Source organism: Streptomyces sp. 7R007 (assembly GCF_054850255.1).
Window position 1 is genome coordinate 1 of sequence record NZ_JBTWMV010000095.1, and the last position, 13,588, is coordinate 13,588.

Here is a 13,588-nt window from a genome sequence, read left to right on the forward strand (position 1 = left end):
TCCCGGTGTGTCAGCCGGTCGTGGGCAGCTGCGTGGCCAGCAGCACCGGCAGGCGTGTGGTGCGGGGCTTGGCCGGGAGGTCGGCCACGGCGCGGGGCAGCGCCTGGTCCACACCGTGGATCACGGAGAGGTGGCGAGTCGCGCGGCCGAACGCCGTGTAGACCCAGGGGCGGTTGAGGGACTGTGCCGCGTCGCCGGGCAGGACCACGACCGCCGCCGGCCAGCGGGCGCCGACGGCCTGGTGGGCGGTGAGGGCCCAGCCGTGCCGTACGGACTGCTCGACCCGTTCCTTCGGTACGACGACGGCGGCCCCGGCGCAGGTCAGGCGCAGTCCGTCGGCGTCGGCGCCCTCGACCCGGCCCGGCACCGTACGGCCCGGGGCGGGGGAGTAGGCGATCCGGTCGCCGGGGTCGAAGCCGCCGAAGCGGCCGGGGCCGGGGTTGAGGCGCTCCTTCAGGGCGGCGTTCAGCGCGCGCGTGCCGGCCGCGCCGCCGTGGCCCGGAGTGATCACCACGGTGTCGTCGGCGGGGATGCCGACGGCTCGCGGCACCGAGTCCGTGACGAGCTGCACGGTCCGGTGCACCGCCTCGCCCGCGTCCCGCACGGGCACGATCACGACCTCCTTGTGCGGGGCGTCGACCGTGATCAGCTCGCCGACCCCGATGGCGGAGACCAGCTCGCCCACCGGGCCGGGGTCGGGGCGGCGGGAGGCGACGCGGGGGCAGACGCGGGCCGCCAGCAGGTCGGCGAAGACCCGGCCCGCCCCGGCGGACCACAGCACCGCGGGGTCCCCGGCCAGCACCAGCCGGGCGCCGTCGGGCAGGGACTCGACGAGCAGGGCCGCCGTCTCGACGTCCAGCTGGGGAGCGTCGAGCACGACCAGGAGATCCACCGCCAGGGCGCCCTCCGCGTCCCGGCCGGGGCCCTCGGCGCCGGCGAGCAGCCCGGCGACGGTGGTGGCCGAGGGGCCGTGGCCGTCGGCCGGCAGGCCGAGCAGGGCGGCGAAGGCGTCCCGGCCCTGCGGGGTGTGGGCGGCGGCGCACACGCGCAGCCCCTGCCGGTGCGCCTCCCGGACCAGGGCCGCCGGCTCCACGAGGGAGGCGGGGCCACCGGTGTGCAGGACCAGGCCGTGACCGGCGACCGCGCGGGACAGCTCGGCGGCCGCGTCGGCGGTCGCGCCTGCCACCCGCTCCCAGCTCTCGGCCCGGCCGTCGTCGTCCTTGGGCACGGAGTTGACCAGCCGGGCCAGGCCGTCGGCGAGGCTCTCCTCCGCGAGGGCGTACCGCTCCAGCCCGACGAGGACGCGCACCGGCCGCTCCTCGTCCTCGTCCTCCGGCTCGGGCGCGCGTGGGTCGAGGGCGTCCTGGAAGACCAGCGCCTCGCCTTCCGCCACGGCGTTCTGCACGGCCGCCTCCGGGTCCGGCACGGTCTGCCGGCCCAGCGCCGCGGTGAGCGCCGGCATCTCCAGCGCCGTGTGCCCGGCCAGCGCCGCCTGCTCCAGCAGCCAGCCGGTGACCGCCCGGCCGCGCCGCTCGTCGTCCGGTCCGCACTCCGCGCCGAGCAGCGCCCGCGCGAAGCCGTCGGCCTGCTCGGGCCGCACCCCGCCGACGCGCAGCAACTGCCAGGGGTCGGCCCGCAGCTGCTCGTCCGCGCCCTCGCCCAGCACGGCGGCGACCTGCGCCGTGAGCGTGTCCGGCGCGCCGCCGTCGGCCAGCACGCGCCGCACCGCGTCGACGGCGTCCGGCGCGGGGGCCGCGGGCGCGACGGGGGCCGGGGTGGGCTGCGGTCGCCGTAGCGGCTCGGGAGCGGGCCGGCGCGGGGCGGGCGCCGCCTCGTCGAAGACGGTGGCCACGGGCTTCTCCCCGCTCTCCACGGCCCGCACCGCCGCCAGCAGATCGGCGGCCGTGCCGCTGAGCTTCGTGCCGGCCTCGATCGGCCCCTTCTTCTCGGCCTTGCGCCGCTCGATCCGCTCCCGCTCCAGGCGCTGCGCCGCCAACTCGGCCTCGGCCTCGGACAACTGGGCGGCGGCCGGCTTGTCACCGTCGGTCCGACCGGTGCCGGACTCCCCGCCCTCCTCCGCCGGCTGGCCCGCACCGCCGGCGACTTCGGACGCGCCGCCCCCCGAGCCCTCCGCAGCGCCCTCGGCTCCGGTGCCGTCGGCCGCGGGCTCGCCCCCGTCCCCCGGCATCCCCGGCTCGGAGTTCTCCGTGGTCTGCGGGTCCGTGCTCACAGCGTGCTCCAGTCGTGATCGGGATAGCGGTGCACGGGCGCCGACACGTCGTCGAGCGCCCGGCAGATCTCGTCAGGAAGACTAAGGGCCTCCACTGACAACGCCGCCGTGAGCTGCTGCGCGTTGCGCGCGCCGATGACGGGCGCGGTCACTCCGGGCCGGTCGCGGATCCAGGCGAGGGCGACCTGGAGGGGCGTCACCGCGAGCCCGTCCGCCGCGGTCTGCACGGCGTCCACGATCCGGCTCGCGGTGTCGTCGAGGTACGGCGCGACGAACGGCGCCAGGTGCTCGGAGGCGCCCCGGGAGTCCGGGGGCGTCGCGTCGCCCCGGTACTTGCCCGTCAGGACGCCCCGGCCGAGCGGGGAGGAGGGCAGCAGCCCGATGCCGAGGTCCAGCGCGGCCGGGAGCACCTCGCGCTCGACCCCGCGCTGCAGCAGCGAGTACTCCATCTGCGTGCTGGCCAGCCGCGTCCGCGTCCCGGGCGCCGCCAGCTGCCAGGTCGCCGCCTTGGCGAGCTGCCAGCCGCAGAAGTTCGAGACGCCCGCGTAGCGCGCGCGACCGCTGCTGACGGCCAGGTCGAGGGCCTGGAGGGTCTCCTCCAGGGGCGTTGAGGGATCGTAGGCGTGGATGTGCCAGACGTCGACGTAGTCCGTGCCCAGACGGGCCAGCGAGGCGTCGAGCGCGGAGAGCAGATGGCCGCGCGAGCCGTCGAACCGGCGGTCCGGGTCGGGCACGCTGCCCGCCTTGGTCGAGATCACCAGATCCCGGCGCGGGACCAGCCCTTCTATCAGGCGTCCCAGCAGGTATTCGGCCTCTCCGTCGCCGTACACGTCCGCCGTGTCCACGAGCGTCCCGCCCGCTTCCCAGAAGGTCTTCAGGAGGTCCGCGGCGTCGTGCTCGTCGGTGTCCCTGCCCCACGTCAGCGTGCCGAGTCCGATGCGGGACACGCGAAGGCCCGTACGGCCGAGATGCCTCTGCTCCATGAACGCCGAGATTACTGGCCGGAACCTACGGTGTGGGGGCCTGTGGACAACCAGTTTCCACGCGCTAGGGTCTCCCGAACAGGGACGTTACTGATCGGTAAGGGGAATCGGCCATGCAGCTCGGGATCAACCTCGGCTACTGGGGCGCCGGAATGGACGCGGACAACCTGGCGGTCGCCCAGGAGGCCGACCGCCTCGGGTACGCCGTGTGCTGGGCCGCCGAGGCCTACGGCTCCGACGCGGCCACCGTGCTGAGCTGGGTCGCCGCCCAGACCGAGCGCATCGACGTCGGCTCGGCCATCTTCCAGATCCCGGCCCGCCAGCCGGCGATGACCGCGATGACGGCCGCCACCCTGGACTCCCTCTCCGGCGGCCGCTTCCGCCTGGGCCTCGGCGTCTCCGGACCGCAGGTCTCCGAGGGCTGGTACGGCGTCAAGTTCGACAAGCCGCTGGCCCGCACGCGTGAGTACGTCGAGATCGTACGCAAGGCCATGAGCCGCGAGCGGCTGACCTACGACGGCGCGCACTGGACCCTGCCGCTGCCCGGCGGCCCCGGCAAGCCGATCAAGCTGACCGTGCACCCCACCCGCGAGCACATCCCGCTGTACATCGCCGCGATCGGCCCGAAGAACCTGGAGCAGACCGGCGAGATCGCCGACGGTGCGCTGCTGATCTTCCCCTCCGCCGAGCACCTGGAGGAGACGACCCTCAGGCACCTGCGGGCCGGGCGGGAGAAGGCCGGGAAGACGATGGAGGGGTTCGACGTCCACCCGACGCTGCCGCTGGCCGTGGGCGAGGACAAGGACGTCGCCGCGCTCGCCGACGCCTTCCGCCCCTACACCGCGCTGTACGTCGGCGGCATGGGCAGCGCCAAGCAGAACTTCTACAACCAGCTCGCCCAGCGCATGGGCTTCGAGGCGGCGGCCGCCGAGGTCCAGGAGAAGTACCTCTCCGGCGACAAGCAGGGCGCCGCGGCCGCCCTCCCGCACGACCTGATCGACCAGACCACGCTGCTGGGCTCCGTCGACCGCATCGCCGACCGGATGAAGGAGTACGCGGCGGCCGGCGTGACCACCCTCTCGCTCTCCCCGGCCGGCTTCACCCTCGACGAGCGGATCGCCTCGCTGCGGGCCGGCGTCGAGGCCCTGGAGCGCGCTGGGCTGGCGTGAGCGGGGGTGCGACCGCCGGAGGTTTCCGCGGCCGTGGTGGGGGCTCGGGGGTCTTCCCCGCCACGGCCGTCACGGGGAACAACGCGCCGTGGCGCGCGCGGTTACGCCCCCGAAGTGACCCCGGTGGTCCTTCTTTCGGCGGAGTTGTCCGACACAGCTGTTGCCGCGCCCCTCTGGCCGCATTTGACTCGTTCTCTGCGGATTCCGCCGCGTGCTGCAGAGAGGTGCTCACGATGCTTTCGGCCAAGAGTCTGTTCCAGGAGATCCTCGACGACGACCAGTCCTTCGCGCTGTTCTGCTCCATCGCGGCCAGCGGGGAGTCGCAGGGAGGCTGGGAGAACGCGCGCATCGCGGCGCTGGTACCCGAGGGTGAACGCCCCCTCGCCCCGAAGATCGCCCGGCACGGCGCCGACGAGGACAAGCACGGACGCATCTTCAACGCCCTGATGAAGAAGCGCGGCCTCAAGCCCGTCCCGGTACCGCCGGAGACGGACTACACGATGCTCCTGGAGCGGTACGGCATCGGCCTCGCGCACGAGAAGCTCAAGAGCGACGAACCGCTCACCGTGCAGGACGTCGTCACCTACCTCGCCCACAGCCGGGTCACCGAACAGCGCGCCTCCGAGCAGATGGAACTGCTGCGCCGGCACTTCGCCGACCACCCCGACATCGGCCGCGCGGTGAAGATGATCTCCGCCGACGAGGACAACCACCTCGCCTACTGCCACGAGGAACTGCTCCGCCTCGCCCGCGCCGGCCACGGCCGCGCCATCCAGCGCACCCTGCGCGAGTGCGCCCTCACCGAGATCCGCGTCTACCGGGACGTCAGCCTCGCCGTGATGGACCACATGGGCCGCATCCTGGGCTGGCCGAAGGCGAAGGCGGCGGTGCTCGCGGCCGGCATCCACGCCGTCTACGCCTACGAGCGGTTCGCCGGCTGGCGGCGCATGGTCAGCCTGCGGATGCCCGAACGGCGCGACGCGCTGGGCGGACCCGCCACCACGGCGCCCGAGTTCGCCTAGAGCCAGCCGCGCCGCTTGAACAGCCGGTACAGCACCACTTCCAGGGCGGCCATCACCGCGATCACCGCCGGGTACGACCACACCCAGTGCAGTTCCGGCATGTGCTGGAAGTTCATGCCGTAGACCCCCGCGATCATCGTGGGGATCGCGGCCATGGCCGCCCACGCGGAGATCTTCCGCATGTCGTCGTTCTGCCGCACGCTCATCTGCGCCAGATGCGCCGACAGGATGTCCGACACCAGCCGGTCCAGGCCCTCCACGGACTCGTTCACGCGCGCGAGGTGGTCGCCGACGTCACGGAAGAAGGGCCGCGCCTTGTCGTTGACGTAGGGCACCGTCACGCCGAACGGCCCCGAGCCCGCGAGCCGGGTCAGCGGCAGGGTGAGCGGGCCGGTCGCCCGGCGGAACTCCAGGATCTGCCGCTTGAAGCCGTAGATCCGCGAGGCCGTGTTCCGCGAGCCGCCGCCGTCCGGCTGGAACACCTCCGTCTCCAGCTCCTCCAGATCGGTCTGCAACTCGGTCGCCACGTCCAGGTAGTGGTCGACGACCGCGTCCGAGACCGCGTACAGGACGGCGGTGGGCCCCTTGCCGAGCAGCTCCGGCTCGCGCTCCAGGCGCTGCCGCACGGCGCCCAGGGGCGAGCCCTCGCCGTGGCGGACGGTGACCACGAAGCAGTCGCCGAGGAAGATCATGACCTCGCCCGTGGAGACCCGGTCGCTGTCCGGCTCGTACACCACCGGCTTGAGCACCACGAACAGCGAGTCGTCGTAGACCTCCAGCTTCGGCCGCTGATGGGCGGTCAGAGCGTCCTCGACGGCCAGCGGATGCAGCGCGAACTCCTGCGTGACCAGGTCGAACTCCTTCTCCGACGGCTCGTGCAGCCCGATCCACACGAAGCCGCCCGCCACCCGTGCCTCCTCCAGGGCGTCGGAGAAGTCCTCGGGCCCCTCCGTCCGGTGGCCGTCTCGGTAGATGGCACAGTCGACGATCACGGAGCGTATTCTCCCGTCCTCGGGCGCCCGCCGTACGCGGGCGTATGCCTACCCTGGGCCGCATGCCCACGCTGATCCTGGTCCGGCACGGACGATCCACCGCCAACACCGAGGGACTGCTCGCCGGGTGGACACCCGGTGTCGCCCTGGACGAGCGCGGCGCCGCGCAGGCCGCCGCGCTGCCCGGGCGGCTCGCCGGGCTGCCGATCTCCGAGGTCGTCAGCAGCCCGCTGCAGCGCTGCCAGGAGACCCTGCGGCCGCTGCTCGAGGCCCGCCCCGAGCTGACCGCCCACACCGACGAGCGGATCGGGGAGTGCCACTACGGCGACTGGTCCGGCCGCAAGCTCGCCGAGCTCAAGGACGAGCCGCTGATGCAGGTCGTGCAGGCGCACCCGTCGGCGGCCGCGTTCCCCGGCGGCGAGTCGATGCGCGCGATGCAGACCCGCGCGGCCGAGGCCGTACGAGAATGGAACGCGCGCGTGGAGCACGACCACGGCGCCGACGCCGTCTACCTCATGTGCTCGCACGGCGACATCATCAAGTCGCTCGTCGCGGACGCACTCGGACTTCATCTCGACCTCTTCCAGAGGATTTCCGTTGAACCGTGTTCCATCACCGCGATCCGTTACACCCGCCTGAGGCCGTTTCTCGTCCGCCTCGGTGACACCGGTGATTTCACGTCCCTGGTGCCGCGTGAGGAGCCGCCGGCCGACGACGCCCCGGTCGGGGGCGGTGCGGGCGCACCGTGATCGTCGGGCGCAGTAGGGTGAAGCGGTCGCAACAAGCCGCCGGTCCCGAAGCCGATCCAGATCCAGACCCAGGAGACAGGACGTGTCCCGTCAGGTGTTCCTCTACGACCCCCCGGACCGTTTCGTGGCCGGTACGGTCGGACTGCCCGGACGCCGTACGTTCTTCCTCCAGGCCACCGCAGGCCCCCGGGTGACCAGCGTGGCCCTGGAGAAGACCCAGGTCGCCGCCCTCGCCGAGCGCATGGAAGAACTGCTCGACGAGGTCGTACGGCGCAGTGGCGGCAGCGCAGCCGTCCCGGCCGTGGCCCCCACGGAGGTCGCCGACACGGCCCCGCTCGACACACCGATCGAGGAGGAGTTCCGCGTCGGCACGATGGCCCTCGCCTGGGACGGCGAGGAACAGCGCATGATCGTCGAGGCGCAGGCCCTCGTCGAACTCGACGCCGACAGCGAGGAGGACCTCGCCGAGGCCGAGGAACGCCTGCTGCAGGACGAGGAGAACGGGCCCCCGATGCTGCGGGTCCGGCTGACCGGCGCGCAGGCCAGAGCCTTCGCCAAGCGCGCCCTCGACGTCGTCAACGCCGGGCGGCCGCCGTGCCCGCTGTGCAGCCTCCCGCTGGACCCGGAAGGACACGTATGTCCGCGCCAGAACGGATACCGCCGCGGAGCGTGACGACCACGCAGCTGCTCGCCGAGGGCGAGCTGACGGTGCGCGGCCGTATCCGCGAGGCGTCCAACGCGGCCCTGTACTGCACGGTCTCTCACGAGGGCCGGGAGACGGCCTGCGTCTACAAGCCCGTGGCCGGCGAGCGCCCGCTGTGGGACTTTCCCGACGGCACCCTCGCCCAGCGGGAGGTCGCCGCGTACGAGGTCTCCGAGGCGACCGGCTGGGGGCTCGTCCCGCCGACCGTGCTGCGCGAGGGGCCCTACGGCGAGGGCATGGTCCAGCTGTGGGTCGAGGTGAGCGGGGAGGCCGAGCTGCTCGCCCTGGTGGACGGCGAGGAGCCCGGGCCGGGCTGGAAGGCGATCGGCTTCGCGGAGGTCGGCGACGGGAAGACGGCCCTGCTGGTGCACGCCGACGACGAGCGGCTGCGCCGGCTCGCCGTGCTGGACGCCGTGATCAACAACGCCGACCGCAAGGGCGGCCACCTGCTGCCGGCCGGGGAGCGGCTCTACGGCATCGACCACGGGGTCACCTTCAACGCCGAGAACAAGCTGCGCACCCTGCTGTGGGGCTGGGCGGGGGAGCCCCTGACGGGGGAGGCGGTCGAGGTCCTCAAGGGGCTCAGGGAAGGGCTCGCGGACGGCGGAGCGCTCGCCGCACGCCTGGCCGCGCTGATCACCCCGGCCGAACTCGACGCCACCCGCGCGCGGGTCGACGTACTCCTGGAGTCCGGCAGGCACCCCGAGCCCGGCGGCGAGTGGCCGGCCATCCCCTGGCCGCCGGTGTAGGAGCACACCGGCCGGTAACGCGCAAGACCGCCTTACCGGCCATCCGGCCCGGTCCGGTTCGTATACGGAACATCCGTCCGGTTAGGCTCATGACATGCATGCCTGGCCCGCTTCCGAGGTCCCCGCCCTGCCTGGTCAGGGCCGCGACCTGAGGATCCACGACACCGCGACCGGCGGTCTGGTCACCCTCGACCCCGGTCCCGTCGCCCGTATCTACGTCTGCGGCATCACGCCGTACGACGCCACCCACATGGGGCACGCGGCGACCTACAACGCGTTCGACCTCGTTCAGCGCGTGTGGCTCGACACCAAGCGGCAGGTCCACTACGTCCAGAACGTCACCGACGTCGACGATCCGCTGCTGGAGCGCGCCCAGCGCGACGACATCGACTGGACCGCCCTCGCCGAGAAGGAGACGGCCCTCTTCCGCGAGGACATGACCGCCCTGCGCATGCTGCCGCCGAAGCACTACATCGGCGCGGTCGAGGCGATACCCGGCATCGTCCCGCTCGTCGAGCGGCTGCGCGACGCCGGCGCCGCCTACGAGCTGGAGGGGGACATCTACTTCTCCGTCGAGTCCGACCCCCACTTCGGCAAGGTCTCGAACCTCGACGCGGCCGCCATGCGGCTGCTGTCCGCCGAGCGCGGCGGCGACCCGGACCGCCCGGGCAAGAAGAACCCGCTCGACCCGATGCTGTGGATGGCCGCCCGTGAGGGCGAGCCCAGCTGGGACGGCGGCTCGCTCGGCCGCGGGCGCCCCGGCTGGCACATCGAGTGCGTCGCCATCGCCCTCGACCACCTTGGCATGACCTTCGACGTCCAGGGCGGCGGCTCCGACCTCGCCTTCCCGCACCACGAGATGGGCGCTTCACACGCCCAGGTGCTCACCGGCGAGTTCCCGATGGCCAAGGCGTACGTCCACGCCGGCATGGTCGCCCTGGACGGCGAGAAGATGTCGAAGTCGAAGGGCAACCTCGTCTTCGTGTCGGCTCTGCGCCGCGACGGAGTCGACCCGGCCGCCATCCGCCTCGCACTGCTCGCCCACCACTACCGCGCCGACTGGGAGTGGACCGACCAGGTCCTCGCAGACGCCGTCGCCCGGCTCGGCCGCTGGCGCGCCGCCGTCTCCCGGCCCGACGGCCCGCCCGCCGAGGCGCTCGTCGAGGAGATCCGCGAGGCCCTCGCGAACGACCTGGACGCCCCGGCCGCGCTCGCCGCGGTCGACCGCTGGGCCGCCGGGCAGCAGGAGCACGGCGGTACGGACACCGGCGCGCCCGGTGTCGTCTCGCGTGCCGTGGACGCCCTGCTGGGCGTGGCTCTGTAGCGAGTCGTACGGGAGGGGCGCCTCCCCCGCGGAGAGGCGCCCCCTGTACGGCGGGACGAAGGTCAGATCCGCTGGATCCTGACGCTGCGCAGGACGTTCGGCGACTGCGTGTCCCAGACGCCGATCACCTGGTGGCCGAACGCGAACGCCTCCTGGATCTGCTGGTGCGCCTGCGGCTGCGGGTTGTTGAGGACCCGGAACTGGCCGTTGATGCGCAGGAAGATCTGCTGCGGCTGGCCCTGCAGCGGGTGCACGATGTCGACGAAGCCGTTCGCCACACCTGAGGCGAGGGCCTGCGTCTGCACCTGCTGCACGATCTGCTGGACCACCTGCTGCGCGAGCTGCTGGAGCTCCTGCTGCACCTGACGCTCCTGCTGCTGCGCCTGCTGGTCCTGCTGCTGATGCTGCTGTTGCTGGGCGAAGGGCTGCTGGTGCTGCTGGCCCATCTGCTGCAGCAGTTGCTGGTACGGCTGTTGCTGGCCGAGCTGCTGGAGCTGCTCCAGCGAGCCGCCGCCCATGCCGAAGCCCTGCTGGCCGCCGCCCTGCTGACCGAACGGCTGCTGTTGCTGGTAGGGCGAGGTGCTGGGGAACTGCTGGCCCTGCTGTCCCAGTTGGCCCATCTGCGGGGTGATGCTCATACGGGTGTCACCTTCCCTTGATGTGGACGGGACGTGCGGTGGTGCGGACCGTCAGCCGGTGACCACCAGGCCGACGATCTCGTCGTCCGAGAACCAGACCCGGACGTCGGGCCGTCCTCCGGCGAAGGCGGAGTGCACCGCCTGACGGATCTCGGGGGACGGGTGGTTGAGGTTGCGCCACGCGCCGGCCACGAACAGCCGGAGCCTCGGCGGGAGTTCACGGGGGTAGGGCAGCAGCTCGTCCCAGTACCGCTCGGCGCGGCCGGAGCCGACCGCCTGCGGCAGCAGACGCGTGACCGCCGCCTTGATGTCCGGCCGGTTGCCGATCCGCTGGGAGGCCGGCCGCCCCGGTGCGTCCTGCTGCGGCGAGCCGGTGGCCCGCAGCACCTCACGGGCGCGTTCCGGGGACATCGGGGGCTGGCCGGCCGCCTTGAGCATGCCCTGGAGCGCGGCCAGCGCGCCGACCACCACCGGGGAGGCGGAGGAGGTCCCGGAGAACGTGTCCGTGTACCAGACGATCTCCTCGGCACCGCCCTGCAGATCGCCGGGCTTGTCCCAGGAGCCGCCGGTGGTCGTGACCTCGCGGCCCCAGCCCTGCGCGTCCACGCGGGCGCCGTAGTTGGAGAACGCGAGCCTGGACCGGTCCGGGCCGTGGTCGCGGCCGTGCGTGCCGGGCGGCGGGGCGCCCGCGCCGACCAGGACGGCGCCGGAGGACGGGTTGGAGGGGTTGAAGGGGTTGCGCCACCACTCGGGGAACTCGTCGGGGCGGCGCTCGTAGACCGCGTCGTCCAGCGACTCGCCGCCGTTGCCCGCGGCGGCCACGACGAGGACGCCCCGGCCGGTGGCGTAGCGGATGGCCGCGTAGTCGTCCGGCCACCACTCCAGCGCGATGTAGCCGCGCTGGTCGTCGCGTTCGGCGTACTCGAACCGCGGTCCGGGGCGGTGCAGTTCGACCAGGACGACGTCGCCCGGGCCGAGCCGGTCGGCCGCCGCGTGGATGGCCGCCGCGGTGCCGATGCCCTGGAAGGAGGCGGCCGCGGTCACCGCGTCCGGCACGATGCCGGTCACGCCGTGCTCGCCCCGGTCGCCGCCGATCACGCCGATCACGGCGGTGCCGTGGTTGCGCCAGGCCAGGTCGGTCAGCGGGGTGCCGACCACGACGCCGGCGAGCTTGGCGGCCAGGTCCTCGTGGCCCAGCTGCCAGGCGCCCTCGACGTCGATGACCGTCACCCCCTGACCCGATCCACCGGGGCGCTGCCAGGCCCAGTGGGCGTCGATCCCCTCGGGCGCCGGGCGCAGATAGCCCTGCCGGCCGGTGAAGTCGGGCGTGACCGGCGCGCCCTCCTTCAACCGGCCGCCCTCCTCCGTCAGGGAGGCCGGTACGGCGCCGGGCTTGATGTACGCGGTGTCGATGCCCGGCAGCGCGGCGATCCGCGACCGCAGCTCCTCGGCGCGGCTGTCCGCGCCGCGCACCCGGTAGAACAGCGCCAGGTCGGGCATGCTCGCGTCGGCCGGGGCAGCCGTCTGCTGTAACCTTTCTTCACTTCCGAACAAGGGCTCAAGACCCAGCTGTTCGTCGCTGAGGAACATCGCGAGGGCGGAGACGTCGGCGCCCCCGGCCGACCGTACGCCCTCCGCGCCGGCCCGCAGCCGGACCTCGGGGCGGGCGACGACGATCAGCTCCCGCTCGGCTCCTCGATAGGTGAATCCCGCTCCGTCGGGCCCGGGCCCGGACGCCCCCGGGCCCCCCGCCGGCTGTACCTGGTCGGTCATCGGGTACCGCTCCCTTCGGTCCGTGCGGGTGCGTCATCGGAGCCCAACCAAGCACTCCCGGGGCGGTCCGTAAAGGCTGTCTTCGGCAACTCGGTTTGAAAACAAGTTGATTGGGTAACGGGTGCATTCCGTCCGGAAACCGATGTCACGTCACAATCCGGCCGAAGGCTGCGGAGACACGGGTCATGTGATGGGGTGGGAGCGTCTGTTGACCCGTTCGGCCGGCCACCCGCCGGCCCCTTGGCGGAAGGACGCACAGTGGCACCCACCGATCGTTCCTTCGCACGTCGAAGACTGCTCACCACGGCCGCCGCCCTGACGGGAGCGGCCTTTCTCCACGGCACCGCGCAGGCGGCGGACACCCGCGCGAGCGCCTGGCCGGCCCAGTTCCCCCTGCCCGACGGCTTCCAGCCGGAGGGCATCACCATCGGCGCGAGCCCGCACGCCTACTTCGGCTCGCTCGCCGACGGATCCGTTTACCGCGCGAGCCTCGCCACCGGCCGCGGCGCGGTGATCAGCCAGGGCCTCGGCGCCGAACACCCCACCGTGGGGCTGAAGACCGACCGGCGCGGCAGGCTCTTCCTCAGTGGAGGCGTCAGCGGCGAACTGCGCACCGTCGACGCCCGCACGGGCGAGATCGAGCACGTCCACAACCCCGGTGGCCAGTTCGTGAACGACGTGGTCCTCACCCCGGACGCCGCCTGGTTCACCGACTCCTACCGGGCCGTGCTCTACCGGCTGGGCCTGGACCGGCACGGCACCCCGGGCGCCGTCGAGACCGTGCCGCTGACCGGAGACTGGGTGCAGGGCCCCGACTTCACCGCCAACGGCATCGAGCGCACCCCGGACGGCACCGCCCTGCTCGTGGTCAACACCGTCGCGGACGGCGGCGGCCTGATGCGCGTCGACCCGCGCACCGGAGCGGCCCGCTCGGTCGACCTCGGCCCGGCCCGGCTCCCCAACGGCGACGGCCTGCTGCTGCTCGGCCGGATCCTCTACGCCGTCCAGCAGCAGCAGAACGCGATCGACGTCTTCCGGCTGAACGCGGCCGGCACCAAGGGCACCGCGATCGCCCGCATCACCGACCCGCGCTTCCGCATCCCGACGACCGTCGCCGCCTGGGGCGACCGTCTCTACCTGCCCAACGCCCGCTTCGACGTGGAGCCGACCCCGGACACGGAGTACGACGCGGTGGCCGTGGCGCGCGTCTAGCCGCGCGCGGGTCCAGCCGTGGCGAGGGCGGTGCACACCGGGTG

At 73.1% G+C, this 13,588-nt stretch carries 12 protein-coding genes; 7 read left to right on the top strand and 5 right to left on the bottom strand.

The genetic code is table 11. From position 1 onward, the window contains the following. Window positions 1-10 precede the first annotated feature (10 nt). The gene (locus ACYF6T_RS43235) at window positions 11-2,230 is read right to left on the bottom strand and encodes a helix-hairpin-helix domain-containing protein (protein ID WP_461703467.1); all 2,220 of its coding nucleotides are present in this window, start codon (window positions 2,228-2,230) and stop codon (window positions 11-13) included. After that, window positions 2,227-3,213: an aldo/keto reductase gene (locus ACYF6T_RS43240; RefSeq protein WP_461703468.1), complete on the bottom strand. Its 987-nt coding sequence runs from the start codon at window positions 3,211-3,213 to the stop codon at window positions 2,227-2,229. The genes ACYF6T_RS43235 and ACYF6T_RS43240 overlap by 4 nt, the downstream gene beginning before the upstream one ends. Before the next feature lie 113 nt (window positions 3,214-3,326). On the opposite strand from ACYF6T_RS43240, the gene ACYF6T_RS43245 reads away from it, so the two are divergent. Further along, window positions 3,327-4,382 carry an LLM class F420-dependent oxidoreductase gene (locus ACYF6T_RS43245; protein ID WP_461703469.1) on the top strand — a complete coding sequence of 352 codons (1,056 nt, stop codon included), beginning with the start codon at window positions 3,327-3,329 and terminating at the stop codon, window positions 4,380-4,382. A gap of 233 nt (window positions 4,383-4,615) precedes the next feature. Next, window positions 4,616-5,404, top strand: a complete 789-nt coding sequence (locus ACYF6T_RS43250; RefSeq protein ID WP_461703470.1) for a ferritin-like domain-containing protein — start codon at window positions 4,616-4,618, stop codon at window positions 5,402-5,404. Here ACYF6T_RS43250 and corA read toward each other — a convergent pair. After that, window positions 5,401-6,396 (bottom strand): magnesium/cobalt transporter CorA, encoded by a 996-nt coding sequence (gene corA / locus ACYF6T_RS43255; protein WP_461703471.1) that lies wholly within the window; start codon window positions 6,394-6,396, stop codon window positions 5,401-5,403. The two genes, ACYF6T_RS43250 and corA, sit on opposite strands and share 4 nt — an antisense overlap. A gap of 62 nt (window positions 6,397-6,458) precedes the next feature. On the opposite strand from corA, the gene ACYF6T_RS43260 reads away from it, so the two are divergent. The 4 genes from ACYF6T_RS43260 (at window position 6,459) to mshC (ending at window position 9,921) form a co-directional block, all read left to right on the top strand. Next, a complete protein-coding gene (locus ACYF6T_RS43260; protein WP_461703472.1) occupies window positions 6,459-7,145 on the top strand; it encodes a histidine phosphatase family protein in 687 nt (228 codons plus the stop codon). A gap of 82 nt (window positions 7,146-7,227) precedes the next feature. Then, window positions 7,228-7,818: a DUF3090 domain-containing protein gene (locus ACYF6T_RS43265; RefSeq protein WP_461703473.1), complete on the top strand. Its 591-nt coding sequence runs from the start codon at window positions 7,228-7,230 to the stop codon at window positions 7,816-7,818. Further along, window positions 7,782-8,597: an SCO1664 family protein gene (locus ACYF6T_RS43270; protein WP_461703474.1), complete on the top strand. Its 816-nt coding sequence runs from the start codon at window positions 7,782-7,784 to the stop codon at window positions 8,595-8,597. The genes ACYF6T_RS43265 and ACYF6T_RS43270 overlap by 37 nt, the downstream gene beginning before the upstream one ends. Before the next feature lie 94 nt (window positions 8,598-8,691). Then, window positions 8,692-9,921, top strand: a complete 1,230-nt coding sequence (gene mshC / locus ACYF6T_RS43275; protein ID WP_461703475.1) for a cysteine--1-D-myo-inosityl 2-amino-2-deoxy-alpha-D-glucopyranoside ligase — start codon at window positions 8,692-8,694, stop codon at window positions 9,919-9,921. A 62-nt stretch (window positions 9,922-9,983) separates the two neighbouring features. On the opposite strand, the gene ACYF6T_RS43280 is transcribed toward mshC, so the two are convergent. Together ACYF6T_RS43280 and ACYF6T_RS43285 are read right to left on the bottom strand one after the other, a co-directional pair. Continuing rightward, a complete protein-coding gene (locus ACYF6T_RS43280) occupies window positions 9,984-10,559 on the bottom strand; it encodes a hypothetical protein (protein WP_461703476.1) in 576 nt (191 codons plus the stop codon). 51 nt (window positions 10,560-10,610) lie between these two features. Continuing rightward, window positions 10,611-12,332, bottom strand: a complete 1,722-nt coding sequence (locus ACYF6T_RS43285; RefSeq protein WP_461703477.1) for a S8 family peptidase — start codon at window positions 12,330-12,332, stop codon at window positions 10,611-10,613. 258 nt (window positions 12,333-12,590) lie between these two features. Between ACYF6T_RS43285 and ACYF6T_RS43290 the strand changes: the two genes are divergently transcribed. Beyond that, the gene (locus ACYF6T_RS43290; RefSeq protein WP_461703478.1) at window positions 12,591-13,544 is read left to right on the top strand and encodes an SMP-30/gluconolactonase/LRE family protein; all 954 of its coding nucleotides are present in this window, start codon (window positions 12,591-12,593) and stop codon (window positions 13,542-13,544) included. The last annotated feature ends 44 nt before the right edge of the window (window positions 13,545-13,588 follow it).

Coding starts and splice junctions, on each gene's coding strand:
- ACYF6T_RS43270 (WP_461703474.1), top strand. CDS start 7,782: ATGTCCGCGCCAGAACGGATACCGCCGCGGAGCGTGACGACCACGCAG.
- ACYF6T_RS43280 (WP_461703476.1), bottom strand. CDS start 10,559: ATGAGCATCACCCCGCAGATGGGCCAACTGGGACAGCAGGGCCAGCAG.
- ACYF6T_RS43250 (WP_461703470.1), top strand. CDS start 4,616: ATGCTTTCGGCCAAGAGTCTGTTCCAGGAGATCCTCGACGACGACCAG.
- ACYF6T_RS43240 (WP_461703468.1), bottom strand. CDS start 3,213: ATGGAGCAGAGGCATCTCGGCCGTACGGGCCTTCGCGTGTCCCGCATC.
- ACYF6T_RS43260 (WP_461703472.1), top strand. CDS start 6,459: ATGCCCACGCTGATCCTGGTCCGGCACGGACGATCCACCGCCAACACC.
- ACYF6T_RS43245 (WP_461703469.1), top strand. CDS start 3,327: ATGCAGCTCGGGATCAACCTCGGCTACTGGGGCGCCGGAATGGACGCG.
- ACYF6T_RS43285 (WP_461703477.1), bottom strand. CDS start 12,332: ATGACCGACCAGGTACAGCCGGCGGGGGGCCCGGGGGCGTCCGGGCCC.
- mshC (WP_461703475.1), top strand. CDS start 8,692: ATGCATGCCTGGCCCGCTTCCGAGGTCCCCGCCCTGCCTGGTCAGGGC.